At 61.1% G+C, this 24,245-nt stretch carries 25 protein-coding genes; 17 read left to right on the forward strand and 8 right to left on the reverse strand.

Annotation, left to right across the window (positions count from 1 at the left end):
• Positions 1-149 precede the first annotated feature (149 nt).
• Positions 150-806, forward strand: a complete 657-nt coding sequence (locus AACT07_RS11820) for a hypothetical protein (RefSeq protein ID WP_069527887.1) — start codon at positions 150-152, stop codon at positions 804-806.
• A 138-nt stretch (positions 807-944) separates the two neighbouring features.
• On the opposite strand, the gene AACT07_RS11825 is transcribed toward AACT07_RS11820, so the two are convergent.
• Both AACT07_RS11825 and dcuC read right to left on the reverse strand, forming a co-directional pair.
• Positions 945-2,084, reverse strand: a complete 1,140-nt coding sequence (locus tag AACT07_RS11825; protein ID WP_069527889.1) for a M20 family metallopeptidase — start codon at positions 2,082-2,084, stop codon at positions 945-947.
• Positions 2,085-2,218: 134 nt separating this feature from the next.
• The gene (dcuC, locus tag AACT07_RS11830) at positions 2,219-3,595 is read right to left on the reverse strand and encodes a C4-dicarboxylate transporter DcuC (protein ID WP_005350454.1); all 1,377 of its coding nucleotides are present in this window, start codon (positions 3,593-3,595) and stop codon (positions 2,219-2,221) included.
• 285 nt (positions 3,596-3,880) lie between these two features.
• Between dcuC and AACT07_RS11835 the strand changes: the two genes are divergently transcribed.
• From AACT07_RS11835 to AACT07_RS11875, 9 genes are all read left to right on the forward strand, one after another.
• Entirely contained in the window at positions 3,881-4,195 is a 315-nt protein-coding gene (locus AACT07_RS11835; RefSeq protein WP_005337929.1) for a hypothetical protein, read from the forward strand.
• A 12-nt stretch (positions 4,196-4,207) separates the two neighbouring features.
• On the forward strand, positions 4,208-4,372 hold the full coding sequence (locus AACT07_RS11840) for a hypothetical protein (RefSeq protein WP_162519703.1): 165 nt from the start codon (positions 4,208-4,210) through the stop codon (positions 4,370-4,372).
• Positions 4,373-4,513: 141 nt separating this feature from the next.
• Positions 4,514-4,864 carry an ArsC family reductase gene (locus tag AACT07_RS11845; RefSeq protein WP_069527891.1) on the forward strand — a complete coding sequence of 117 codons (351 nt, stop codon included), beginning with the start codon at positions 4,514-4,516 and terminating at the stop codon, positions 4,862-4,864.
• A 19-nt stretch (positions 4,865-4,883) separates the two neighbouring features.
• The gene (gene dapE / locus AACT07_RS11850; RefSeq protein ID WP_069527893.1) at positions 4,884-6,011 is read left to right on the forward strand and encodes a succinyl-diaminopimelate desuccinylase; all 1,128 of its coding nucleotides are present in this window, start codon (positions 4,884-4,886) and stop codon (positions 6,009-6,011) included.
• Positions 6,008-6,697: a M15 family metallopeptidase gene (locus AACT07_RS11855; protein ID WP_069527894.1), complete on the forward strand. Its 690-nt coding sequence runs from the start codon at positions 6,008-6,010 to the stop codon at positions 6,695-6,697. The genes dapE and AACT07_RS11855 overlap by 4 nt, the downstream gene beginning before the upstream one ends.
• The gene (locus AACT07_RS11860; RefSeq protein ID WP_005337933.1) at positions 6,694-6,840 is read left to right on the forward strand and encodes a hypothetical protein; all 147 of its coding nucleotides are present in this window, start codon (positions 6,694-6,696) and stop codon (positions 6,838-6,840) included. Before AACT07_RS11855 ends, AACT07_RS11860 begins: the two co-directional genes overlap by 4 nt.
• A 278-nt stretch (positions 6,841-7,118) precedes the next feature.
• Positions 7,119-8,846 carry a potassium/proton antiporter gene (locus AACT07_RS11865; protein WP_069527896.1) on the forward strand — a complete coding sequence of 576 codons (1,728 nt, stop codon included), beginning with the start codon at positions 7,119-7,121 and terminating at the stop codon, positions 8,844-8,846.
• Between the two features lie 43 nt (positions 8,847-8,889).
• Positions 8,890-9,993 carry a beta-N-acetylglucosaminidase domain-containing protein gene (locus tag AACT07_RS11870; RefSeq protein ID WP_069527898.1) on the forward strand — a complete coding sequence of 368 codons (1,104 nt, stop codon included), beginning with the start codon at positions 8,890-8,892 and terminating at the stop codon, positions 9,991-9,993.
• Positions 9,994-10,026: 33 nt separating this feature from the next.
• A complete protein-coding gene (locus tag AACT07_RS11875; RefSeq protein WP_069527899.1) occupies positions 10,027-11,235 on the forward strand; it encodes a cation:proton antiporter in 1,209 nt (402 codons plus the stop codon).
• A 73-nt stretch (positions 11,236-11,308) separates the two neighbouring features.
• Here AACT07_RS11875 and AACT07_RS11880 read toward each other — a convergent pair whose 3' ends face one another.
• The gene (locus tag AACT07_RS11880) at positions 11,309-11,941 is read right to left on the reverse strand and encodes a LysE family translocator (RefSeq protein WP_069527901.1); all 633 of its coding nucleotides are present in this window, start codon (positions 11,939-11,941) and stop codon (positions 11,309-11,311) included.
• A 232-nt stretch (positions 11,942-12,173) separates the two neighbouring features.
• On the opposite strand from AACT07_RS11880, the gene AACT07_RS11885 reads away from it, so the two are divergent.
• The 3 genes from AACT07_RS11885 (at position 12,174) to AACT07_RS11895 (ending at position 14,795) form a co-directional block, all read left to right on the forward strand.
• Complete coding sequence (locus tag AACT07_RS11885) at positions 12,174-13,796, forward strand: methyl-accepting chemotaxis protein (protein ID WP_069527902.1); 1,623 nt, start codon at positions 12,174-12,176, stop codon at positions 13,794-13,796.
• Positions 13,797-13,971: 175 nt separating this feature from the next.
• A complete protein-coding gene (locus AACT07_RS11890) occupies positions 13,972-14,502 on the forward strand; it encodes a DUF1523 family protein (protein WP_069527904.1) in 531 nt (176 codons plus the stop codon).
• Positions 14,499-14,795 carry a winged helix-turn-helix domain-containing protein gene (locus AACT07_RS11895; protein WP_005344341.1) on the forward strand — a complete coding sequence of 99 codons (297 nt, stop codon included), beginning with the start codon at positions 14,499-14,501 and terminating at the stop codon, positions 14,793-14,795. Before AACT07_RS11890 ends, AACT07_RS11895 begins: the two co-directional genes overlap by 4 nt.
• Positions 14,796-14,981: 186 nt before the next feature.
• On the opposite strand, the gene AACT07_RS11900 is transcribed toward AACT07_RS11895, so the two are convergent.
• Both AACT07_RS11900 and rihA read right to left on the reverse strand, forming a co-directional pair.
• The gene (locus AACT07_RS11900) at positions 14,982-15,449 is read right to left on the reverse strand and encodes a hypothetical protein (protein WP_005337958.1); all 468 of its coding nucleotides are present in this window, start codon (positions 15,447-15,449) and stop codon (positions 14,982-14,984) included.
• Between the two features lie 33 nt (positions 15,450-15,482).
• On the reverse strand, positions 15,483-16,418 hold the full coding sequence (rihA, locus tag AACT07_RS11905) for a pyrimidine-specific ribonucleoside hydrolase RihA (protein ID WP_069527906.1): 936 nt from the start codon (positions 16,416-16,418) through the stop codon (positions 15,483-15,485).
• A gap of 222 nt (positions 16,419-16,640) precedes the next feature.
• Here rihA and AACT07_RS11910 point away from each other — a divergent pair, with 222 nt between their 5' ends.
• Complete coding sequence (locus tag AACT07_RS11910) at positions 16,641-17,369, forward strand: RluA family pseudouridine synthase (protein ID WP_069527907.1); 729 nt, start codon at positions 16,641-16,643, stop codon at positions 17,367-17,369.
• Positions 17,370-17,522: 153 nt separating this feature from the next.
• Here AACT07_RS11910 and udp read toward each other — a convergent pair whose 3' ends face one another.
• Complete coding sequence (gene udp / locus AACT07_RS11915; protein WP_005337975.1) at positions 17,523-18,278, reverse strand: uridine phosphorylase; 756 nt, start codon at positions 18,276-18,278, stop codon at positions 17,523-17,525.
• Between the two features lie 382 nt (positions 18,279-18,660).
• Here udp and yiaY point away from each other — a divergent pair, with 382 nt between their 5' ends.
• The 3 genes from yiaY to AACT07_RS11930 all read left to right on the forward strand — a co-directional run bounded on the left by yiaY (position 18,661) and on the right by AACT07_RS11930 (position 21,088).
• A complete protein-coding gene (yiaY, locus tag AACT07_RS11920; protein ID WP_069527908.1) occupies positions 18,661-19,812 on the forward strand; it encodes an L-threonine dehydrogenase in 1,152 nt (383 codons plus the stop codon).
• Positions 19,813-19,948: 136 nt separating this feature from the next.
• Positions 19,949-20,287: an outer membrane protein assembly factor BamE gene (gene bamE, locus AACT07_RS11925; protein WP_005337980.1), complete on the forward strand. Its 339-nt coding sequence runs from the start codon at positions 19,949-19,951 to the stop codon at positions 20,285-20,287.
• A 171-nt stretch (positions 20,288-20,458) separates the two neighbouring features.
• Entirely contained in the window at positions 20,459-21,088 is a 630-nt protein-coding gene (locus AACT07_RS11930) for an NAD(P)H-binding protein (RefSeq protein WP_069527910.1), read from the forward strand.
• Positions 21,089-21,246: 158 nt separating this feature from the next.
• Here the strand turns inward: AACT07_RS11930 and AACT07_RS11935 are convergent, their stop codons facing one another.
• Together AACT07_RS11935 and AACT07_RS11940 are read right to left on the reverse strand one after the other, a co-directional pair.
• Positions 21,247-22,941, reverse strand: coding sequence for a pyridoxal phosphate-dependent decarboxylase family protein (locus tag AACT07_RS11935; protein ID WP_069527911.1), 1,695 nt, complete (start codon positions 22,939-22,941; stop codon positions 21,247-21,249).
• Between the two features lie 222 nt (positions 22,942-23,163).
• Complete coding sequence (locus tag AACT07_RS11940; RefSeq protein WP_069527913.1) at positions 23,164-24,180, reverse strand: lipoate--protein ligase A; 1,017 nt, start codon at positions 24,178-24,180, stop codon at positions 23,164-23,166.
• Positions 24,181-24,245 lie beyond the last annotated feature (65 nt).

Here is a 24,245-nt window from a genome sequence, read left to right on the forward strand (position 1 = left end):
TGCAATACAGGCCCCCGCTTCGGGGGCCTGCTTTTTTCCCGCTCTGTGACCCCAACCATTTCCCCGCCGCCATTTCCGGACACTATGCCTTTACCTCTGCCCCCGCCGCTGGGTAGCATGCCCCCTCGTTCACCACCGGAATCTCATCCATGTCTCGCGTCATCCTGCTCTGGAGCGGTGGCAAAGATGCCATGCTGGCCCTCTGTCATGCTCGTCAAGCGGGCCATCAGGTGGTGGCACTGGCCACCTTTGCGCCGCCAGAGCCCCGATTTCTCGCTCACCCCTTGCCGCTGGTGCGCCGTCAGGCGGAAGCCCTTGAGCTGCCCCATCTGCTGGTCACCATAGAAGCGCCGTTCGATCTCGGTTATGAGCGGGCACTGGCCAAGCTCAAGGAGGAGTGGCAACTCGATGGCGTAGTCACCGGCGATATCGACAGCGTGGGCGGTGCGCCTAACTGGATCCGCGAACGCTGCCGCCCGCCGGGTCTCACCGTCCATACCCCGCTCTGGCAGCAATCTCGTCAAGCCTTGCTGGCGGATATGCTGGCCCGCGGCATCGTCGCCCACCTCTCCTGCATCGATACCCGGGTGCTGGCGCCGGAATGGGCCGGGCGCACCCTCGATGCCGCCACCCTCGCCGAGTTACAACAACTGGCCGAGCGCGAAGGCTTCGATGCCTGTGGCGAGCAGGGGGAGTACCACACCATGGTGACCGACGGCCCGGGCTTTGCCGCCCCGCTGCACCTCGATGGCTGGCAGGTGGCGCGGCAGGATCATCTGGCCTATCTGACCGAGCCACAGGGGTAACGGCCTCAGGCCATCTGGCCCGCTCACTCTGCGCGCGAAAAATCGAGATAAAAAAACGGGAGGCAACAGCCTCCCGTTTGGATTTGAGCGGACCAGTTTTGAGCGGGCCATGACGACCCGAACAAGGGATAAACCGGCTTATTTCACCAGCTTGCCCAGCACCCGCTGCAGCAGGCGGATGCGCGGCTCGATGCTCTCCAGCAGCAGGAATTCCGCCTCCGAGTGGAAACCGCCCCCCATGGGGCCGAAACCATCGAGGGACGGCACCCCCGCGGCGGCGGTGAAGTTGGCATCCGAGCCGCCACCGGCCTCCAGCCAGTTGAAGGGGATACCTTCCTCTTTGGCTGCCGCCTCCACCAGCGCCATCAGCGCCTCGGTGTCACCGCTCGGTCGCATCGCCGGCTTGAAGGTCTGGCGATCCACCTCGACCCGACAACCGGCGAGGAAGGGGTTGTTGGCCATAAAGGTGAGCCGGTCGTGCACCGCAGCGGCCTCTTCGTTGCTCCAGAAGCGCAAATCCACGATCGCCTCGGCAAAGTCCGGCACCACGTTAACGCCGGTGCCACCCTGTACCACGCCGACGTTCATGGTGGTGCCCGTGGTCATGTTGACCTGCTCGTTGATGGCCAGTACCCAATGCGCCAGCTCGGTGATGGCGGAGATCCCTTCGGTGAGGGCCGAACCGGCGTGGGACGCCTTGCCGTGGAAGGTGATGCGGTACTTGGCATTGCCCTTGCGGGCGCTGATGAGCTCCCCATTGGGACGCGCCGCCTCGGCCACCAGCACGCAGCCGCTCTGTTTGGCCTTCTCCACCAGCCAATCTTTCGACCAGGGGGAGCCAATCTCTTCGTCGCAGTTGTAGCAGACCAGCACCTTGAGCTTGGCAAGCAATGCCGGATCCATCTCTTTCAGGGCATACCAGATAGAGAGCAGGCCGCTCTTCATGTCCGACACACCGGGGCCAAAGGCTTGATTGCCTTCGATTTTCAGCGGGCGCTTGGCCGCCGTCCCCTCGGGGAAGACGGTATCCATGTGGCCGCACAGCATCACGTCGTAGTGATCGGCACCCGGCGCATTGGTGATCTCGAGGCAGGGGCCGCACTCGGCAGCAAACTGGTGGCGGGTCACCTGCCAGCCGATGGCCTCATATTTCTCGGTCATGATGTCGGCCACTTTCGTCACCCCGGCCGGGGTGCGAGTACCGCAATCGAGGTTGATGAGCGGAGCCAGATCGGCCAGATAGCTATCGAGGGAAAACGGGCTCTTTACAACTGTCATTATCTTCTCCATGCAACAATCAGCGTTGATGGCCGATCGTCTATTGCAACAATGCGACACAGTGAGAAAAAGGCGGGCAGCCATGCCACCCGCCCGACCGGTAAGTTCCAAACACCACTACATAACCCACATCACTACATAAACAGCAGATAGTTGAGGGTCAGCGCCGTCACCAGCGCCCCCGCCATCGGCACGCTGGTGCGTTTGACCACGGTAAAGGGCGATACCTTGGCAATCCCCGCACAGGCGATCAGCACAGCCGCGATGGGAGAGACGGTGCGGCCGATACTGGAGGCGAGTTGCATCGGCAGCAGCATGGTCACCGCAGGTACGCCAAACTTGGCCGCCACCGCCGGTGCCAGGGTCGAGAAGCTGAGGAACGCCGCATTTCCGGAGCCCATGATGACCGCCGCCACCATGATCAGCGCCACCATCACCAGGGTCATCAGACCGCTGCCGATACCGGCATTGCTGGCAGAGTGCAGCAGGGTATCGATGGCGCCGATGGCCTTGAGGGATTCGGCAAACAGCTCGGCACAGACGATGAGCGCCACCACGGGGCCAAACACCTTGCCCATGCCGTCGAGGAAGCTCGACAGCCCGGCAAACGCGGTACGCACCGAGCGGCTACGCAGCAGCTCGCACAGCATGCCGATAAAGACCGACAGCAGCATGGCTACCTCCACGCTCATCTTGATGTCGCTCACCAGCAGCTTGGAGAAGGTCATCATCAGCACGAAGGGGATGATCGGCAGCAGGGCATACCAGGTAGGCGCCTGCACGCTCTCGGTGCCCTGCTCGTCCAGCTCGGCGTGATCGCCGCGATGGAGCGCAGGATCCCAGCCATCCTTGCGATCGCAGTGACGCTGCCAGAAGAAGTGCAGCACCATGGTCACCAGCAGCATGGGGGCCACCAGCCAGATCTGGTAGTCGACGAAATAGCTGGTCGGATCCATGCCGGATTGACCGGCGGAGAAGATGGCGTTGGTCTGGGTCGGGCCAATTTCAAACGCCTGGGAGGTGGCGATGACACCACAGGCGGAGGCCGGGCTGATGCCGAGGTTGCGCATCACCGGATACATGGTGACCATCAACAGCAGGCCAAGGCCGGTGGCGGAGGTGACGAACAGGGAGACGAATACCGCCACCAGATAGCAGATGGAGAGCATCAGGTAGCTGGACTGGATGCCTGCCACCGGTTTGACCGCCACTCGCACCAGCGCCTGGGAGGCCCCGATATGGGACATGTAAGTGGCAAAACCCGCCACCGCCATGATGGTGAGGCCGAGGCCCGCCGCGCGGTAGGAGAAGATCCCCTTGAACACTTCGAACAGGTCGAACAGGGCGAAGCCGGTGCTCTTGTCAGCGGGGAGAATGGGATGCAGCCCCAGCCAGTAGGCCACCGCAAAAATGGCCATGCCCGCCAGCGCCAGTACCGCCTGCGGGTTGTAATCCTTGATGATGCCGTAGACCACGGCCACCAGAACGAGCAAGACGAATAAAAGTTCCAATATTCACTCCTGATAAATTTATCGAAGAGCGAAATCTAGTGATCTGACCACTGTTTGCCTTTGATCCCTATCAATAAAGGTGCCGTCACCGTGATTCATTAGCATAATATGTCGGCCATGTAACAATTTTTCGTTATTTCAACTGCCGGAAAACCTTTATCACCCCATATCCGGGAATTGTGTGACGCGACTCCCCTCTTTTTTGCGTTGGATCAACATATGACGGCGCCGAACTGGCGAAGATGCGCTTCGACATATAGCGACCATTTCGCGCCGGAGAGAGTTATGACAAGCCAAGCCACCGCAGGTGCTTCGACCTGCGACTACAAGCTGTGGGACATCCTCGTCGAGTCTGCAAAGGAACGCACTACCATTCGTTACTCCAAACTGGCCAAACAGGCCGGGCTGGAGCAGTGCCAGGATGAACTGCGCACCCTGCTGCAACGCATCCGCATGTACTGCACCGAAAACAACCTGCCGATCCTCTCCGCCATCGTGGTGGACGACGTGGGCAAATACACTGGCCTCTCTTCCAGCCTGCCTGATGCACCCTGGGAACGGGCCCGGGTCTTTGACCATGAGTGGACCACCCTGCACTGATTGAGGTGCTTGATGATGCCGACCAAAACGCGCCCGCTGGCGCGTTTTAGCTATCTGGCGTTTGCCCTTTCTCTTTTTCTCCTGCAAACGCGGCTCTTCTCCCGCAATAACCGCCCCATCGGGCACGCCAGCCGCACCGCTTCTGATCTTGATCTCAAAATCGCCGTTCAGGTGTGACCAGTTCCGGTAAAACCCGCGAGCCGGACCATCGGCGTTGCCATGGGATTGCCACAATGCCAGAATCGGGCCCTTGCACTCTGTTGATTCGGATTTTCGGGACACGGCCCACGGCCAGCGCCCACAAGAGAAGGACTCCCCATGGCCATCACCCTCTATGGCATCAAGAACTGCGACACCATCAAGAAAACCCGCAAGTGGCTGGATGAGGCCGGTATCGACTACCGCTTTCACGACCACCGCGCCGACGGCCTGAACCCGGACGATCTGGACAGCTGGCTGGCAAAACTCGGCTGGGAAGCCCTGCTCAACAGCCGTGGCACCACCTTCCGCGCCCTGCCGGATGAGGCCAAACAGGGGCTCGATACCACCAAGGCGCGCGCCCTGCTGCTGGAACATCCGGCCATGATCAAGCGCCCGCTGCTCGACCGTGACGGCGAACTGACTCTGGGTTTCAAGGCCGATCACTACCAATCCCTCTTCTCCCGTTAAGGACAACTAAGGACAACTGATGTCGGATGTCATCGCACTGGCCAAGGATCTGATCCGCCGCCCCTCCGTTACCCCCCTCGATGAAGGGTGTCAGACCCTGATGGCGGAGCGCCTCGCCAGGATCGGGTTCGTTATCGAGCCCATGGTGTTTGAGGACACCACCAACCTCTGGGCCCGCCGTGGCAGCGAGGGGCCGCTGTTCTGCTTCGCCGGCCACACCGACGTGGTGCCCGCCGGGCCGCTGGACAAATGGCACACCCCGCCGTTCGAGCCGACCATCAAGGATGGTGTGCTCTACGGGCGCGGCGCCGCCGACATGAAGGGCTCGCTGGCTTCCATGGTGGTGGCGGTCGAGCGCTTCGTGGCCGAGCATCCGGATCACACCGGGTCCATCGCTTTTCTCATCACCTCCGATGAGGAGGGGCCCTTTATCAATGGCACCACCCGGGTGATCGACACCCTGGAGGCCCGTAACGAGAAGATCCGCTGGTGCATCGTCGGCGAGCCCTCCTCCACCGCCGTGGTCGGAGATGTGGTGAAGAACGGCCGCCGCGGCTCCATCACCGGCGATCTGCTGGTGCGCGGGGTGCAGGGCCATGTCGCCTATCCCCATCTGGCGGACAACCCCATTCACAAAGCCGCGCCAGCGCTGGCGGAACTCGCCGCCACCGTGTGGGATGAGGGCAACGCCTACTTCCCCCCCACCAGCTTCCAGATCGCCAATATCTCGGCCGGCACCGGCGCCTCCAACGTCATTCCGGGCGAGCTGCAGGTGCAGTTCAACTTCCGCTTCAGCACCGAACTGACCGACATGGATATCCGTGAGCGGGTCGAAGCGCTGCTGGATAAACACGGCCTCGATTATCAGCTGAGCTGGACCCTCTCCGGCCAGCCGTTCCTCACCGACACAGGCGCGCTGCTCGATGCGGCTGTGGCGGCCATCGAGGCGGTGAACGGTCAGCGACCGGCCCTGCTCACCACCGGCGGCACCTCCGATGGGCGCTTTATCGCCCCCACCGGCGCCGAGGTGATTGAGCTCGGTCCCGTCAACGCCACCATTCACAAGGTGAACGAGTGCGTGAAGGCGGACGATCTGGATCTGCTGGCGGACATGTACCAAGGGGTGCTCGAGAGATTGCTGGCATGACGCAGGAACAACTGCTGGGGCTCGACGAGAGCCACCTTATTCTGGTGGGGCGCGGCCCCCATCGTCTGACTGCCGCCACCGCCGCGGCCTTCAACGACATGCAGGTGACTGCCGCCTATGAGGGGTTCAACCTGCAGGCAGCCTCCAGCTGGCGCAGCTTCGAGCGCCAGCTCGCCATCTGGAATGGCAAGTGGCGCGGCGAACGACCGCTGCTCGATGCCAACAGCCAGCCCATCGATGCCCTGCAACTCTGCGAGACAGAGCGGCTGCACGCCATTTTACGCTGGAGCGCTCTGCCCGGCACCAGCCGTCACCACTGGGGGACCGATCTCGATATCTACGACCCGGACTGTTTGCCTGCCGACACCAAACTGGCACTGGAGCCCTGGGAGTATGAAGCCGGGGGCTGGTTTGCAGATCTCAGCGAGTGGCTCAGCGATCATATGAGCGACTTCGGCTTCTTCCTCCCTTATGCCAAGCCGGTCGGGGCAGAGAGCGGGGTCGCCTACGAGCCCTGGCATATCAGCTTCTCGCTGGAGTCCGATGAGCAGCGGCTCGATCCCGCGGCACTGGCGCTTTGTCTGCAACAGGCGGATATTGAAGGCAAGTCGACCATATTGGCCAACCTTGATGAAATTTTGGCCCGTTATGTCACCACCTGTCCTGACGAAAGGAAAATCCCATGAATCTCTGGCTGTGGATAGGGTTGCCGCTGCTGTTCCTGCTCGGGCTGTTTCTCAATGCCATCAAAGACATGAAACGGCTGGAGAAGCAGTTGCCCAACTACAAGGACAAGATCCGCGAAGTGAAGGATGACGAGGACGACTGAATCCCGCCCCATCCCGTGGGGAGCGCCCTTGTGCTCCCCTCTCCCTCTGCTGTGCCGTTTCGCTTTTCCCCGCCCTATCCTCCCTGCGCATCCTGAAATCGACGCTCCTTTGATTCCGCTTTCGTTAACCCCGTCACAGTCAGAATATGGCGCGGCCATGCTGAAAAAGGGATGAAAAATGTAAGAAAGTGCAAATTGATGCACAAATAAGCCACACAAGGGGGGCCTAACTGCATATAATGTGCCTACTTTGCACATTACCAGGAAGGAGTTCGCCCTTGGATGCCGCTACCATCAACAGTTTCTTTTTTGTCGCTGCCCTGTTGGTGGGAGCCAGCGTACTGTTGAGCGCCCTCTCTTCCCGCCTAGGTATTCCCATTCTGGTTATCTTCCTCGCCGTCGGCATGCTGGCCGGTGAGGATGGCCCAGGTGGTATCCACTTCGCTGACTACTCCATCGCCTATCTGGTGGGCAACCTGGCGCTTGCCATCATCCTGCTCGACGGCGGCATGCGTACCAGGGTCTCCTCGTTCCGGGTGGCGCTCTGGCCAGCCCTGTCGCTGGCGACGATCGGTGTGGCCATCACCACCGGCCTGACGGGTCTGGCCGCTGCCTGGCTGTTTGACCTCAACCTGATGCAGGGGATGCTGATCGGCGCCATCGTCGGCTCCACCGATGCGGCGGCGGTCTTCTCCCTGCTTGGCGGACGCAGTCTCAACGAGCGGGTAAGCGCGACGCTGGAGATAGAGTCAGGCAGCAACGACCCCATGGCGGTGTTTCTCACCGTCACCCTGATCGAGGTGCTCGCCACCGCCCAGCAAGGGCTGGATGGAGGCTTCCTGCTGCTGCAACTGGTCAAGCAGTTTGGTCTTGGCGCCGGGATTGGCCTTGGCGGCGGCTGGCTGTTGTGGCGCCTTATCAACACCGCCCGCCTGGCGCCGGGGCTCTATCCGCTGCTCACCGTCAGCGGCGGCCTGCTGATCTTCGCCCTCACCACGGCGGTCGGTGGCAGCGGCATTCTCGCCATCTATCTCACCGGTCTGTTGCTCGGCAACCTCGCCCTGCGCAGCCGCAGCACCACATTGTCGGTGCTGGACGGTCTGACCTGGCTCAGCCAAATCGGCATGTTTCTGGTGCTGGGGCTGCTCGCCTCGCCCCACAAGCTGCTGCCCATCGCCCTGCCCGCGCTGGCGCTGGCGATGTGGATGATCCTGTTTGCCCGCCCGGTGTCGGTCTGGATCGGGCTGCTGCCGTTCAAGAACTTCGCCCCCCGCGAGCGCTGGTTTATCTCCTGGGTCGGCTTGCGCGGCGCCGTGCCCATCATTCTGGCGGTGTTCCCCATGATGGCGGGGCTACCCAACGCTCAGCTCTACTTCAACGTCGCCTTCTTCGTGGTGCTGGTCTCGCTGATTTTGCAGGGCAGCTCGCTACCGCTGGCCTCAAAACTGGCGCGGGTGGAGGTACCTGCACCACCGTCCCCCATCAACCGCTCCGGACTCGAGATCGATCTCGACAGCCAGTGGGAGACCTTCGTCTACCAGCTGGGGGAGGAGAAGTGGTGCATCGGCTCGCCACTGCGGGATCTGCAGATGCCTGCCGGCACCCGGATCTGCGCCCTGTTTCGCGGCCGCGAGCTGCTCCACCCCTCGGGCAGTACCTGCCTGCAGGCCGATGACATCCTCTGTGTGATCGGTCACGAACGCGACCTCCCCGCCCTCGGCCAACTGTTCAGTCAGGCGCCGGAGCAGGATCTCGGCCCGCGCTTCTTCGGTGACTTCCTGCTGGAAGCAGCCGCGCGGCTGGTGGATCTCGCCCCTCTCTACGGGCTGGATGTGAGCGAGGTGGCGGATCAGACACTGGGCGATTTTATTGCCAGCCAGTTGGGCGATAATCTGGTGGTCGGTGACAACATCGAATGGCAGGGCCTGATCTGGACCGTGGCCGAAATGGACGAGAGCGTACCGGGCAAGATCGGGGTGCGCTTTCAGGAAGAGGACCCGGTCTGACCGACCGTCCCGTATCAAGTCCCCAGCAAGAAGGGAGAGTGTTATGCCATATCAAAGTTTGCTGTCCGGCCCCCTGCCCCCCGCAGCCAATCTGGGGGTAATTGAAGGCTTTTTTGGCAAGGGATGGAGCTGGCAGGCCCGCGCCCGCTACGCCCAGTGGCTGCCACGCCACGGTTACGGCTTCTATATCTACGCCCCGAAAGAGGATGGCTATCTGCGCAAGCACTGGGCCCTCCCCTGGCCCGAGCAGCAGCTGGCCGATCTCGCCGAGCTGGCGCGCCAGTGCCGCGCCAACGGACTCGCCTTCGGGGTGGGCTTGAGCCCCATGGGGGCTCATCACGACTACGATCGCAAACGCTCGGCGCTGCTTGAGAAAGTGCGCCTCATCGACGAGATGCTCCAGCCTGACATTCTGGCAGTGCTGTTTGACGACATGAAGGGGGATACCCCGGACTTGGCCCGTCACCAGCTCACCATCGCCCACGACATCGCGGCCCACAGCAAGGCAAGCCGCCTCATCTTCTGCCCCAGCTACTACTCGACCGATCCGGTGCTGGAGAAGGTGTTCGGCGCCATGCCACCGCGCTATCTGGAGGAGCTTGGCGAGCAGCTCGACCGCCGTTTCGAGATCTTCTGGACCGGCCCCAAGGTCTGCTCCAGCGAATATCCGGCCAGCCACCTCAAACAGGTGACCGAACTGCTCGGCCGCAAGCCCTTCCTGTGGGACAACTACCCGGTCAACGATGGCAGCAAGGCGAGCAGCTACCTGCACCTGCGAGCCTTCGAGAACCGCCCCGTCGAGCTGGCGGATCTGCTCGCCGGCCATGCGGTCAACCCGATGAAGCAGGCGGCGCTCTCCGCCCTGCCCCTCGCTACCCTGCCAATGAGCTACCGGCTCGGCAAACAATACGACCCCGACAAGGCGCTGCATGCCGCCCTCAACGCCACCTGTGGCCCGCAGATCTCGGCGATGATCGAGGCCGACCTGCCGCTGTTTCAGGATCTGGGGCTGGCACAGCTCACCTCCGAGCAAATTGCCGCTCTCAAGGCGCGCTATCTGCCGTTTCGTGACCAATCCTGCGTCGACGAAATCGTGCGCTGGCTGGACGGGGAGTATGTGTTCGACCCCGACTGCCTGACCGATTAAACCACCCCCGCGGGGGGGCAGAAGGGAGGTTGTATGGATGCACACCTGCTTTACCAGAATCTGGCGGTGATCGCCGCCTTCTTGCTGAGCTACAGCCTGATCGCGGGGCGCTTTGAATCAAAACTGGTCAATGGCCCCCTGCTCTTTCTGCTGACCGGCTGGTTGCTGGGGCCGGGAGGGCTGGAGCTGCTCTCCCTCTCTATCGACAGCGCCGGCATCAAGCTGCTGGCCGAGCTGACGCTGGTCATCGTGCTGTTCAACGATGCCGCCAACACCAACTGGCAGGTATTGCTGGCCAACCGCCAGCTCCCCATACGGCTGCTGCTGATCGGCCTGCCCCTCACCCTGCTCTGTGGCGCCCTGTTTGGCCACTGGATCTTCCCCGACTTGCCACTGCTGGAGATGGCCATCCTCTCCACCATTCTTGCCCCCACCGATGCAGCGCTCGGCAAGGCGGTGGTGAGCAACCCCGCGGTGCCGGCACCGGTGCGTGAAGGGCTCAATCAGGAGAGCGGCCTCAACGACGGCATCTGCGTACCTGTGCTGCTTCTGCTGCTGGCCCTTATCGCCCCCACCGAGCAGCACGCAGGCACCGCCACGTTGGCTATCACCCTGATGCTGGAGGAGATCGGCATTGGCCTGCTGGTCGCCTTTGTGCTGACCGGCCTCACCATACGGCTGCTGAAAATCTCCTATCTCAACGGCTGGCAACTGCCGCTCTGGCGCCAGCTCACCATGCCGGGCCTGGCCCTGCTCTGCTTTGCACTGGCCCAGACTCTCGGTGGCAGCGGCTTTATCGCCGCCTTTGTCGGCGGTCTCTTTATCGGCCACCGCCTCGGCGAGCACAAGCACGCCTATATGGACAGCTGCGAAGGCTACGGCGACCTGCTCTCCGTGGTGATCTGGATGGTGTTTGGCGCGACCCTGATGCCCATTCTGCCCGAGCTGCTGCACTGGCAATACTGGCTCTATGCCATTGCCAGCCTCACCCTGCTGCGGATGGTGCCGGTTTGGCTCAGCCTCATCGGTACCGGCCTCAAGCCCGAGCTCAAGCTCTTTATCGGCTGGTTCGGGCCGCGGGGCCTTGCCAGCATCGTCTTTGCGGTGATGGTGCTGCAAAACGAGCCGGCCCTGATTGGCCAGCGCCCCATCATCGCCACCGTGCTCTGCACCATCATATTGAGCGTCATCCTGCACGGCCTCACCGCCAACCCCTGGGTCGAGCGTTTCAAGCCTCGCTGAGCCACCCGGCGCCCATAAAAAATGCCACCGATCGGTGGCATTTTTCTTTTGTGGCGAGAGTCACTGACAGCTCTTACCCGAGCGCCAGCCAGACTCCCACCCCCAGCATCAGAGTACCAGCGATGCGGTTCATCCAGGTGACATTGCCGCTCTTGGCAAGGAAGTGGCGCAGAGTACGGCCACCGCTTGCGTAGAGCAGCAGACAGGAGAACTCGATGACCAGGATCAGCGCCACCAGCGCGCCGATCTGCGGCGCCATCGGCTTGTCGGCAGAGATAAAGGGGGGCAGCAGGGAGATCATGAAGGCCCACCCCTTGGGGTTGGCGATGGCGGTGACAAAGCCCTGCAGCGCCAGCCCCATGGAGCTGGTCTGTTGACCGGCCGAGAGATCCGCCGGAATGGCCATCTTCCCCTTGGCCTGCCACATCTGGATGCCAAGCCAAACCAGATAGGCGCCCCCCACATATTTGAAGGCGGCGAAGATCCCCGGATAGTTGAGCATGATGGCTGCCACCCCGATCACCGACAGTACCGATACCAGCCCGACCCCGATCAGCTCCCCCCACATCATGTGCAGGGTACGGCGCACCCCCAGGCTCATCCCCAGGGTCATCGACAGGGTCATGCACATGCCAGGGGTCACCGAGACAAAGAAAAAGGTCGGGATAAACAGAGCCAGAATGGCCGGATCGATCCAGCTGGACACAACACACCTCCATATGACGAGAGCGGGAAATCACGAAAACAGGACAGGATTGACACAACCCAGCCAGTTGTACCACATATTCAGGGGATAAAGGGCTCAATCATGCCTAAATGGCTCCTTTCTCACAAGAAAAAACCTTTTCTTCAGCACATTTCAGCAATAAAAGCCTGTGACAGCTCCTGACGTGCATGTGTAAGATGTCGGCTCCTCCAATTCCGGATTAGAGCCATTTATGTCATTGAATAATCTATCAATACGTGTCCAGGTCTTGATACCTTTGCTGCTGGCCAGCCTGCTGATGATGGTGATGATCGCCATCAGCAAACAGGGTCTGGATGAAGCCATCAATGACATAGATGAGACGACCCAGAGCGTGGTCCAAAACAAGGACGATATTGCCAAACTGATCCACGCCACCTACCGGCTGCGTACCAGCGCCATCTATGGCCTCTACGATGCCAAGCTGTTTGCCGCACTGCCCGCAAACCTCAACAGCGCCGAGCAGGAGATCAACGCCATCCTCAGCCGTCTGGTGCTCCCCGGTGCCGAGCAGGATAACCGTCAGGTCGCTGCCGCCCTGCAGGCCTACCTCAACCATACCCGCAGCAACATGCTGCCGCTGCTGGCGCAAAAACATCAGGGTGGCGGCGATCCGGTCGCCTACGAGGCGGCTCGCCTCCATTTCCGCGAGCTGGGTGAACAGCTGATCAAGCAGATCGACAGCATGTCCGCCCACATCAACCAGCTGATCCAGCAAGAGCTGGCCGAAGAGCAGGCCCACTACGACGCCACCCTGCTGCGTACCCTGTTGCTCACCGCCGGTACCCTGCTGGCGGCGCTGATCTGTGGCTGGGTCCTCTCCGGGCGCATCGTCAGCCCCATCGGTCAGTTGCAAGAGGTGATGCACGCCGTGGCGCAAGGGCGCTTCAACGTGCGCGCCAAAGCGGAGGGCAACAACGAGCTGACCCGTCTGGCCAAAGATATCAACCTCACCCTTACCCAGCTCGGCAACACCATCGAGAACCTGACCGGGATCAGCAACAGCGTCGCCTCCGCAGCCACCGAACTGGCCGCCGTGATGACCCAGTCCGAGGTCAATGCAAAGCAGCAGCACAGCGAGATCGAACAGGTCGCCTCCGCCGTGACCGAACTCTCCAGCACCGCTGACAACGTCAACCACAACGCCGCCATCGCCGATGAGCTGGCGCGGGATGCCAATGGCCGGGTCGAACAGGGGCTCGCCCTCTTTACCGAAAGCATCGCCGCCAACAGCCGGATGGCGGGCAGTCTGGAAGATGCCGCCGCCATCGTGGCCCAGCTCAAATCCCAGTCCGAGCAGATCGGCAAGGTAATTGAAGTGATCCAGGGGATCTCCGAGCAGACCAACCTGCTGGCGCTCAATGCCGCCATCGAAGCGGCCCGTGCCGGTGAAACGGGCCGTGGTTTTGCGGTGGTGGCCGACGAGGTGAGAATGCTGGCGGCCCGTACCCAGGACTCCACCAAGGAGATCCAGGCCATCATCGAGCGGCTGCAGAGCCAGTCCCAATACGCCAACAACGGCGTGCAGGAGACCCTGGAGATCCTCGGTCATAACCAACGCCTGTCAGCTCAGGTGCAGGATCTGCTGAGCGGCATTACCGGTGCCGTACGCCAGATCAACGACGCCAACGCCCAGGTCGCCACCGCAGCCGAGGAGCAGTCCTGCGTCACTGCCGACATCAATCGCAACATCACCAATATTCACGAGATCGTGAGCCAGAGTTCCGCCGGCATCAGCCAGAGCGCCAGTGCCAGCAACGAACTCTCCCAGCTCGCCGAGCAGCAACGCAAGCAACTGGCCCAATTCCAGCTGTAAGCGCACAAAGTGAACCAGACAAAAAGGCCCGCAAGGGCCTTTCTTGTTGATGGAGCAATGGCTTTGTCTCTGTTTTAAACGCCATTTTTTGGCCATTGGTGCCATAAGGGGCTGGGCTGCCCTGTCAAATATCGGTATGGTAGAGGCACGTTACTCCCCCTCACGTGAGCACACCATGAGCCTGAGATTCAAGAAACCCGCTTTTATCGCACTGGGGCTCATCGCCCTCATTTCCGCCGCCTGGCTCGACTACTACCTACCGGAGCACACCATCGCCACCATCACCGGGGTCGAGGTGAAGCGCACCGACAAGGATGGCCCCATCAGCCAGAAAAACCCGGCTGATGGCCCCACCACCGACGTCTATTACATCTACACCGAGCGCCCCGGCGAGAAGATCCGGGTGTTTCGCAATGAAGATACCGAGTGGGGCTGGCCCTTCTACTTCAAGTTCAACGCCGCCGACGTCCAAGCCAAGGCCAAGTCCATGGAGTTCGAGAAACGCCTGGCCATCATTACCTCCTACGGCTGGCGCGTGAACATGTTCTCCATGTTCCCCAACGTCACCAAGATTGAGAGTACCGAGCCTGACGCCTCCACCTGGAGCTTCTTCCGCTGGTTCTGGTTCGGCCTCTGGGCGCTGGTGATGGGCAAAGCAGCCATTGCGACCTGGCGCTACTTTGATCGTCTTGAGGGCGAGCTATGAGTGAGCCGAGCAAGACCCGCACCAGCTTCTACCGGCGGCTCTACGTGGCCTGGCTGATCAGTCAGGGCACGGATACGGTGCCTGCCATCATGGAGGCGACCGGCATGCCGCGCCGCACCGCGCAAGATACCCTGAGCGCGCTGGCCGAGCTCGACATCAGCTGTGCCTTCGAGCAGACCGAGGGGGCTCGCCACCTGCAGGGACACTACCGTATCAGCGACTGGGGCCCCATCAACCCAGCGTGGATCAAGGCTCAACTGCCGCTTATCAAAGAGACGTTGAGCTATCCCTGAAATGATGTCGAGTCAGGCCTGCGACTGGGGAACCTATTGCAATCCGGCATGGATCAAGGCTCAACTGCCGCTTATCAAGGAGACGCTTAGCTATCCCTGATCAGGGCGCTAAGCAACAATAAAAAAGAGGGGCCAGCCGACAAGGCTGGCCCCTCTTTTTTCAGGCCGATGGCGTAACAGGTCACCCTACTCGGGCATGGCCGAATCCTCAAGCTCCCCGTCAGACTCGCCGCGGGTGCAGTCGATGATGGAGCGCTTGGGGTTGTTGGGATCGCGCAGCAGCAGGGGCGCCAACCCCTCGTCATGCTTCTGCTCGTCGCCAAACTCGCTGCCGTAGGCGTTGTGGGTCAACCGGCGGGCATTGGCGATGGGAGTATCGACAAAGAGAGCATGCACTTCGAAGCTGGAGGCTGGCACGATAAAGCCGACCACCGGCAAGCCGTGCAGCTCCTCGTGCACCTTGTACCAGGCAAAGCCGTCACTCACCTTGTAGGGGGTATAGTTGGCCAGTTGTAGATTGGCGGGCCTGCCCGTCTCATCCACATAGAGATCGGTAAATTCACAGGTCGCCAGCCCCTGCCACATCCGCTCAAATGGCGTCGCACAGCCTGTCAGTTGCAACCCGGCCAGCAGCACCAAGCCTCTCTTCCACATTCCCCGCCCCTTCTTGCAAAAATGAACCGGCGCTCAGTCAAACGCCCGCAGCCGCGTCACCAGCAGATCGATAAAGCCCGGACGATCCAGCCCCAACAATACCAGCGCATTGGCTGGCTTGCCGGTCAGACCATAACGATCCACCACCGTCATCCCCACGGTATGCTCCCCGCTGGTCTCGATATCGACCCGGCACTCGACTCCATGGAACAGCTCGGGAGCCAGCAACCAGGCAATGGTACAGGGGTCGTGGAGCGGTGCACCAGCAAATCCCCACTTGGGATCCCGATGGTAGATCATGAAAAAGTCGAGCAGCCCGGCCACACACTGGGCTACCGGGTTGGTGATGGCGCGCACCCGCTCGATATCCTCGTCCATCACCTGCGCCTCATGGGTCACATCGAGGCCGCACATGGTGATGGGGATACCCGACTTGAAGACCATATCGGCCGCTTCCGGGTCCACATAAATATTGAATTCCGCCGCCGGCGTCCAGTTGCCAGCCCCAGCGGCGCCCCCCATCAATACGATGCGGGCAATCCTGGGTTTGAGCTCGGGATGAGCCGCCAGCAGCAGGGCGATATTGGTCAGCGGCCCAGTCGGCACCAGAGTCACGGGCTGCGGGCTCTCGCGCAAGCACTTGGCCATCAATTCAAGCCCAGTCATGGCCTGCGGCGCAAAGGCAGGATCAGGCAGTTTGGGGCCATCGAGCCCAGATTCGCCATGGACGTTGTCGGCGATAATCAGCTCGCGGGCCAGCGGTTTCGGTGCCCCGGCCGCCACCGGAATATCGTCCCGCCCCAACAAGGTGAGGATGCGCAGGGCATTGTTGAGGGTCTTGTCCGGCGTCTGGTTGCCCGCGCTGGTGGTGACCGCCAGCACCTTAAGTTCAGGGCTGGCCAGCGCCAGAATGAGGGCGATGGCGTCGTCGTGGCCGGGATCACAATCGAGAATAACGGGCAGTGCCATGGGATGAGTCCTTACAACATAACAGGGAGCCATACCTTAACAAGCAAGCCTCGGATGAACTCGGGAAGGGGTCACAAAACGGGGCCTTGTTGCTGACCTGGGCGGTTTGCACGGCACGCCACCTCGCTCAACACAGCTCATTATCAATAGGTTGCATGGCGTCATCCCGTTCATTTTCCGAGGCAGCGCACCGCCCATTCGCCCGGCCGCGCCGGTTCGGGTATGATCGTCCCCCGTTTCCAGCCCGTGTGCCCTATGTCCGTTATCGTCGACACCTTTATCGCTCCGCCCTGCAGTGCAGCCATCGAGATCCTGTTTGAGGATGAGCATCTGCTGCTCATCAACAAGCCGAGCGGCCTGCTGAGCCTCTCGGGCAAAAATCCGCAGAACCTCGACTCGGTGCACTATCGACTGGTGCAGGATTTCCCCGGCTGCACCCTGGTGCACCGCCTCGATTTTGGTACCTCAGGCATCATGGTGGTGGCCAGAAACAAGGCCATCAATGCCCTGCTCTGCCAGCAGTTCAGCCTGCGGGCGGTGAGCAAGGCCTACAGCGCCCTGCTGTGCGGTCATCTAGCTGACGACGAAGGGCTTATCGACGCCCCCATCGCCAAGGATCCGGCCATTTTCCCGCTGATGAAGATCTGCGCCACCAGCGGTAAACCCGCCCGCTCCCGCTATCAGGTGGTTGAACGGCTGGAGCAACAGATGCAGGGACAAACCGTGCCTTTGACCCGGGTACGACTGGTGCCGGAGACCGGCCGCACCCATCAGCTGCGCATCCACAGTCAGCTGCTGGGCCACCCCATCCTCGGCTGCGATCTCTATGGCGGCCTGCTGCAACCCGGCTGCGAACAGGCGCCGCGGCTGATGCTGCATGCCAGCGAGCTGGATTTTGTCCATACGGTGAGCGGCGAGCCGATGCAGATCCGCTGTGCAGCGCCTTTTTAGGGGCAATAGGTAGAGGCAGCCAGCAGAGACAACCAGCACGAGTGCGACGGGATCAGTGAAAGGGGTGACGGGAGAGGAAAAGCGGTAAACGGCGGATAAAGATAGGGGCCGCGCTTTCGCAACGGCCCCCACCCCCCACTCTTTGTGGTGCTATCAGATCAGCTTGCGGGCAGCGCCCAGTACGATCTTGATGGCATCAGATTCGGTCTTCGCCATGGTCTCGGCGTTCGGGATCTCTTGCTGGGTACGGTTGACGATAACGCCAGCCACCATACCGGCACGCAGGCCCTGGCTGGAGCACATGGTCAGCAGGGTTGCGGACTCCATCTCATAGTTCAGCACGCCCATGGCTTGCCACTCTTTCATGGACCCCTGGAAACGGCTCACTACACGGCCGGATACGGTGTCGTAACGCTCCTGACCCGGGTAGAAGGTGTCGGAGGAGGCAGTCACACCGATGTGCAGCTTGGAGCCCATCTCTTTGGCGGTGTTGACCAGCGCGGTGGTGCAGTCGAAGTCGGCAACAGCCGGGAACTCCATCGGAGCGAAGTGCAGGCTGGCACCGTCGAGGCGCACGGAGCCGGTGGTCACGATCACGTCACCCACGTTCAGGTGCGGCTGGATAGCGCCGGTGGTGCCGATACGCAGGAAGGTACGGATACCCAGCTGGGCCAGCTCTTCTACCGCGATGGAGGTGGACGGGCCACCGATACCGGTAGAGCAGATGATCACGGCCTTGCCGTCCATCTCGCCGCGCCAGGTAGTGAATTCACGATGGCTGGCCAGGTGCACCGGGTTATCCAACAGCTCTGCGATACGCTTCACGCGCTCGGGGTCACCGGGGACGATCGCCAGGGTGGCGCCTTGCAGATCCGCTTTCTTCAAACCCAAGTGAAATACATCAGACATATTGGACTCCTGGTTGCCCCCTGCCAGCATGGTCAGGGCACAAGTTAAGATGATTCTTTATGATACTTTCAAGCCTTTACCCCCCTCTTCGGGGAGGCGCCAACTATGGTCGAAAGCGCTTTCCAATTCCTTGAAGCGCCTCACACTTCCACGCATTGACAGTGACAAACATTGCGCAAAACGTTTGCTAACTCAATGAAATAATTGACAAACGTTTTTCTGCAAATCGAGTCAGATGCGAGAAAGTCAAGCCTGGTTCAGCGCTTAATTAACGACTCGTGATCGACCCCGTAAAGTTGTAAACAAGATGCTTTTGTATCCCTTTCTAGATGGTAGCCTAGCTCTTAACTACCACTTAATGGCTAACTATAGGAAGTCCATCATGGCTACATTCAAGTTCTATATTCCCGCTATCAACCTGATGGGTGCCGGCTGTCTACAAGAGGCCGCCGCCGATATCAAGGGTTACGGCTATCGCAAGGCGTTGATCGTCACCGACAAAATTCTCAACCAGATCGGCGTGGTCGCCAAGCTCACCACCCTGTTGGCTGAACATGGCATTGAAAGCGCTGTTTTCGATGAGACCAAACCCAACCCCACTACCAGCAACGTCGAAGCGGGTCTGGCGATGATCAAGGCCAACGGCTGCGATTGCGTCATCTCGCTGGGTGGCGGCTCGCCCCACGACTGCGCAAAGGGTATCGCGCTGGTCGCCGCCAACGGTGGCAGCATCAAGGATTACGAAGGGGTGGATCGCTCCGCCAAACCGCAACTGCCGCTTATCGCCATCAACACCACCGCCGGTACCGCCTCCGAGATGACCCGCTTCTGCATCATCACCGACGAAGCGCGCCACGTGAAAATGGCCATCATCGACAAGCACGTTACCCCGCTGATGTCGGTCAACGATCCCGAGCTGATGCTGGCCAAGCCAGCCGGTCTCACCGCCGCCACCGGTATGGATGCCCTGACCCACGCCATCGAAGCTTATGTCTCCACCATCGCCACCCCGGTAACCGATGCCAGCGCCGTGATGGCCATCGAGCTGATTGCCAAGCACCTGCGCACCGCCGTTCACCATGGCGATGACCTGCATGCCCGCGAGCAGATGGCTTATGCCCAGTTCCTGGCCGGCATGGCCTTCAACAACGCAAGCCTGGGCTATGTGCACGCCATGGCCCACCAGCTGGGCGGTTTCTATGACCTGCCCCACGGTGTCTGCAACGCCGTGCTGCTGCCCCACGTTCAGGCGTTCAACGCCCAGGTGAGCGCCGCTCGTCTGAAGGATGTCGCCCGCTACATGGGGGTGGACGTGAGTGCGATGAACGACGAACAGGGCGCCGCCGCTGCCATTGCCGCCATCAAGCTGCTGGCGCTGGATGTGAAGATCCCGGCGGGTCTGGAGCAACTCGGCGTCAAGGCCGATGACTTCGATACCCTGGCCAGCAACGCCCTGAAAGATGCCTGCGGCTTCACCAACCCGAAACAGGCGAGCCACGAAGAGATCGTCGCCATCTTCCGCGCGGCGATGTAAAGGCCACCGGATTGCCAGAAAGGGTCGCAGTGCGGCCCTTTTTATTGGCTGATGGATCAATGGCTTTTTACTTCCGTGGAGGGAGTCGGTATGATTTGCCGAGCCAAAAAGACTGTATGGATGATCTGAACTCGATATGCGGATGAAACACCTGATTGCCGCGGCTTTGACCGCCCTCACCCTCTCCGGTTGCAGCCTGGTCTATCGTATCGATATTCCCCAGGGCAACTATGTGGAACAAAAACAGGTCGACAAACTGCGCCAGGGGATGACCCGCGAGCAGGTCAGCTATGTGCTGGGGACCCCCATGCTGCGTGACGGCTTTGACCCCAACACCTGGTACTACCTCTATGAATTCCAGCCGGGCCACGGCGACAAGGAGCGCAAAGAGCTCACTGTCACCTTCGCCAACGACAGGCTGACCACAGTGACGGGTGACTTCCCGCTGCCAGCAGCCTTCAATACCCCGCTCTGATATCCCGCAAAACCGGCCTCGCGCCGGTTTTGTTTTATCCAGCCCCGCGTAATTCATCCTGCCCGACAACACTGAGTCATTTCTCCCCATTGCAGCTGCTCGCAAATTGCCTGATGCTGATGAGCAACCACCATGGCATCAACACCATCGAATGATACAGGGAGAATCCCCATGAGCCGGATCCTGATTGCCGGAGCCAGCGGCCTGATCGGTCGCGAACTGGTGCAGCAACTGCCTGCCGAACATGAACTGACCCTGCTCTGTCGCAAGCCGGGCAAGGAGGCGCACCACTGGCTGCCGGTCAATTTTGATGATCTGGCCAGCGTCACCCTCTCCCGCCCGGTCGATATCGCCTTCTGTGCCCTCGGTACCACCCGCAAGGAGGCGGGCTCTGCCGAGGCGTTTCGCCGGGTCGATCTCGACTATGTGGTCGCCTTTGCCGAACTGGCCCGCCGCCACGGCTGTCAACGGCTCATCGTGGTCTCGAGCATGGGAGCCAGTGCATCGTCCCCAGCTCTCTATCCGCGTACCAAGGGGGAGATGGAGCAGGCCCTGCTGGCCCAATCCTGGCCACGGCTCGCCATCGTGCGGCCCGCCATGCTGCTCGGGGAGCGCCAGCCACCGCGCCTCTCCGAGCAGATCTTTCAGACCATCTACCCGTTGTTTCGGCCGCTGCTGGTGGGCAAGCTCGCCCGCTGGCGTGCCATCGAGGCCAGTCAGGTGGCTCGCGCCATGATCGCCCTCTCGAAACTGCCCGCCGGGTGCGAGATTGTCGAGAACGAGCAACTGCTGGCCCTCTAAACTAGGCCTTCCCCACTACTTACGCACAGTGCTGCAAAAACAGAGCCGCAAAAACAGCAGGGCAAGCCAATTGGCTTGCCCTTTGTTTATCTGTTGGCGAGGTACCCTGACCGCCTCTTGCCATCACAGGCCGTGCTCGACTGTCAGGGCAACATCCATCAACCGCGAATATGGTCGATAAAGGCGTCGATCTGCTCGCGGGTGCAGGCGGGGTTCATAAAGACTGCTTTTTCCCCGGCGATGTAGGAGTACTTGCCGCGGGCGTCATAGTCGGAGTGGGCCACCGCCTCCACCCAGTTGGTGTAGAGCCCCACCTTGCCGCGCCCCTTGAACAGGCTGCGGTGGTAGTCAGTGTTGCGCTGCAGTCGCGCCTTATAGGCCGGGTCGCTGGAGCGGGCCAGCTCGAAGGCGAATTCGGCCTCCGGATCGCTCACCCACTCGGGATTGTAGATCTTGAAGCCGACACTCGGCCCCTGATTCTCCTGCGCCACCAGCTTGACGTTGCCCAGCTGGCTTAACCGGAAGCGGAAGTAATTGGCATTTTGCAGGCAGTGGGCCAGCACGGTGCGATACCCCTCCACCCCCATATAGTTGAGCGCCGCATAGGCACCAAACAGGCCACTCGCGCCGCGGGAGCACTCGATGGTGGATTGCAGGTGGGTCTGGCCCTGAATGTCCCGCTCGAAGTAGGAGAAGTTCTCCGGGTCATTCTCCATCGCCTTGAGGTCATCCTGCTCCTTGATCATCACCAGACTGGAGGTGTAGGGCACATAGCCCCACTTCTGGAAGTCGACGGTGAAGGAGTCGGCATATTTGAGCTCGGCAAAGCGCGCCACGTTGCGCTCGATCCCCGCCAGGGTGGCGCTGTTGATGGCGAGCGGGTTGGCGGCAAAGTCGTAACCCAGGAAGAAGATCATCGACCAGCCGATGGCGGCATCGACGTGGATATGGGGCTTGACCGCCACCTCAAACTGCTCGCAGAGGCGATTGCGCAGCTCGAACACGGGTTTCACCTGATCCACCCCGAAGGTGTCGGTGGTGCCCATGGTGAGCATGATGGTGGGCACCACGTGTTTCAGGGCAAAACAGGCGGTCAGGGTGCGCTCGAGGTGGTCGAGATCGATGTCATTGTTCTCCCCCACCTGAATGCGGATAGTCTTGTTCTCGATATCGACCCCGAGCAGGGAGAGGTTGGTGATATTGGAGTAGTGACCGCCCTGGGAGTTGATGATGCGGTAATCCTGATAGTGGCCGAGCCCCTTGTGCTTGGCCTCGGGCAGGCTTTTGCGAATGCCGAGCAAGTAGCCGTAGAGGTTACAGAAGGTCCCCCCCTGGGTGAAGATGCCGGTGGCGCGAGCCGGGTCGTAGCCCGCCAGCAGGGCAATCTGACGCACCACCTTCTTCTCCAGCTCCTCGGCCACTCCGGCGTATTCGGAGTAGACCAGATTGGGGTTGGCCAGAATGCCCAGCTGGGCGCCGTAGATGGCGGGATCCGCCGACATGGTGATGACGTTCTCGACGCTGGAGGGGTTCTCCCAATCCTTCGACAGGGCGGCGGCAAACAGCAGCTCGGCCATGGGCTCGCCCAGGGTGCGCATGGTGGCGGGCACCGGCATGGTCTCGCAGAGATCGGCCAGGCGGGCGCGGCCATCAGGCCAGGCATTCAAACGGGCATCGGGAGCCAGGCCACGGGCCCGAAATTCATTGAGGGAGGCAAATCCGGGTTCGCGAAAAATGGGCCAGAGATCGGGATTGCGCGAGAAAAAGTTGGCTTTGACTGTGGCGAAACGGGCGGAGAAATCGGGGTGGACGGCATTGACGCTTTCGTCTTGAAGATAAACTAAGTCACTCATTTTTATACCATTAGTACAGCAAATGTGCGGCCGTTATACCCCTGTACCAGCGGGGCCAACAGTGACAATATCTAATGGCCTACCCTACTTTTTGTCATGTATCAGCCATCACAAGGGCTGGCAAAAAGGCGCCTTTGAGGCGCCTCTTTATATTTCGTGATCTTGCTCCCATCCTGGCTGACAGCGCCCTCACTACCGGACCGCCATCAGTGCAGCGCCTCCTCAACGCAGGGAGGCCAACAGCCACTCGGCAAACTCCGTCAGCTCACTCTGCTGCTGCGGAAAGGCCGCCAGCCAGGGCTGCAGGCGCGCGGAAACCGCCTCCGGTCGATAGCCGCAACCCGCCAGCTCGGCCGCCAGCAGATCAAACGGAGCCGGCTCCAGAGTATCGCTAAAGAGCTGTGCCCGGGTGATGACCCCCTTCTCCACATCAAAGTGCAACTCCACCCCGCCCCAGCTGAACCGCTCCTCCAGCAGATGGCTGAACGCCGGGGCATGGCCATAGTTCCACTCCCAGCTGCGCTGGCGAGCGAAGGTCTCGGCAAAGCCCGGCAGATCCGGCATCTGCTCCGGGGAGATATGCTCGGGCTCAACTCGCGCGCCGTAATGGTGGAAAAAGGCCTCCTGCAGCGCCTCGCTCATCTGTCGATGGTCGATCCCCGGCAGCAGTTCGCACAGATTGGCCACCCGGCTGCGCACCGAGGTGATCCCCTTGGCCGCCAGCTTCTTGGGGTCGGGGTTGAGGTAGTTGGCAAGGCGGCCGAGATCGGCGTCCAGCAGCAGGGTGCCGTGGTGGAACCCGCGATCCAGGGTCTCCCGATAGGCCGACCCCGATACCTTGCGCTCCCCGTCCGGGGTGGCCACCAGCAGATCGTTGCGACCGGAGGCAAAGGCTTCAATCCCCAATCGCTTGAGCCCGTCCAGCACGATGGCGGTGGAGACGCTCTTGTCATACTCCGGCTTGCCCGCCATGAAGGTGAAGCAGCTGTTGCCAAGGTCGTGGAACACGGCGCCGCCACCGCTGCTGCGACGCGCCAGGGTCACCCCGTCCTCTTCCATGCGGCGGGTATTGCACTCCTTCCACGGATTCTGGGCACGGCCAATCACCACGGTATTGGCGTTGCGCCAAAGGAACAGCACCCGTTGACGGGGATCCATCTGGCGGAAGATGCACTCCTCGACGGCCAGATTGAACAGGGGATCGTGAGAGTCGGAGACAAGCAGACGCAAGCGGGACATAAAAAGACCTTATCCGGAACTGGGGGCAGCATGATAACACTGACGGGGTACCATCACTGAGCTGT

The sequence above is a fragment of the Aeromonas sp. ANP5 genome, from assembly GCF_963870295.1.
Classification (GTDB): domain Bacteria; phylum Pseudomonadota; class Gammaproteobacteria; order Enterobacterales; family Aeromonadaceae; genus Aeromonas; species Aeromonas veronii.

Coding starts and splice junctions, on each gene's coding strand:
- AACT07_RS11820 (WP_069527887.1), top strand. CDS start 150: ATGTCTCGCGTCATCCTGCTCTGGAGCGGTGGCAAAGATGCCATGCTG.
- AACT07_RS11825 (WP_069527889.1), bottom strand. CDS start 2,084: ATGACAGTTGTAAAGAGCCCGTTTTCCCTCGATAGCTATCTGGCCGAT.
- AACT07_RS11835 (WP_005337929.1), top strand. CDS start 3,881: ATGACAAGCCAAGCCACCGCAGGTGCTTCGACCTGCGACTACAAGCTG.
- AACT07_RS11840 (WP_162519703.1), top strand. CDS start 4,208: ATGATGCCGACCAAAACGCGCCCGCTGGCGCGTTTTAGCTATCTGGCG.
- AACT07_RS11845 (WP_069527891.1), top strand. CDS start 4,514: ATGGCCATCACCCTCTATGGCATCAAGAACTGCGACACCATCAAGAAA.
- dapE (WP_069527893.1), top strand. CDS start 4,884: ATGTCGGATGTCATCGCACTGGCCAAGGATCTGATCCGCCGCCCCTCC.
- AACT07_RS11855 (WP_069527894.1), top strand. CDS start 6,008: ATGACGCAGGAACAACTGCTGGGGCTCGACGAGAGCCACCTTATTCTG.
- AACT07_RS11860 (WP_005337933.1), top strand. CDS start 6,694: ATGAATCTCTGGCTGTGGATAGGGTTGCCGCTGCTGTTCCTGCTCGGG.
- AACT07_RS11870 (WP_069527898.1), top strand. CDS start 8,890: ATGCCATATCAAAGTTTGCTGTCCGGCCCCCTGCCCCCCGCAGCCAAT.
- AACT07_RS11875 (WP_069527899.1), top strand. CDS start 10,027: ATGGATGCACACCTGCTTTACCAGAATCTGGCGGTGATCGCCGCCTTC.
- AACT07_RS11885 (WP_069527902.1), top strand. CDS start 12,174: ATGTCATTGAATAATCTATCAATACGTGTCCAGGTCTTGATACCTTTG.
- AACT07_RS11890 (WP_069527904.1), top strand. CDS start 13,972: ATGAGCCTGAGATTCAAGAAACCCGCTTTTATCGCACTGGGGCTCATC.
- AACT07_RS11895 (WP_005344341.1), top strand. CDS start 14,499: ATGAGTGAGCCGAGCAAGACCCGCACCAGCTTCTACCGGCGGCTCTAC.
- AACT07_RS11900 (WP_005337958.1), bottom strand. CDS start 15,449: ATGTGGAAGAGAGGCTTGGTGCTGCTGGCCGGGTTGCAACTGACAGGC.
- rihA (WP_069527906.1), bottom strand. CDS start 16,418: ATGGCACTGCCCGTTATTCTCGATTGTGATCCCGGCCACGACGACGCC.
- AACT07_RS11910 (WP_069527907.1), top strand. CDS start 16,641: ATGATCGTCCCCCGTTTCCAGCCCGTGTGCCCTATGTCCGTTATCGTC.
- udp (WP_005337975.1), bottom strand. CDS start 18,278: ATGTCTGATGTATTTCACTTGGGTTTGAAGAAAGCGGATCTGCAAGGC.
- yiaY (WP_069527908.1), top strand. CDS start 18,661: ATGGCTACATTCAAGTTCTATATTCCCGCTATCAACCTGATGGGTGCC.
- bamE (WP_005337980.1), top strand. CDS start 19,949: ATGCGGATGAAACACCTGATTGCCGCGGCTTTGACCGCCCTCACCCTC.
- AACT07_RS11930 (WP_069527910.1), top strand. CDS start 20,459: ATGAGCCGGATCCTGATTGCCGGAGCCAGCGGCCTGATCGGTCGCGAA.
- AACT07_RS11935 (WP_069527911.1), bottom strand. CDS start 22,941: ATGAGTGACTTAGTTTATCTTCAAGACGAAAGCGTCAATGCCGTCCAC.
- AACT07_RS11940 (WP_069527913.1), bottom strand. CDS start 24,180: ATGTCCCGCTTGCGTCTGCTTGTCTCCGACTCTCACGATCCCCTGTTC.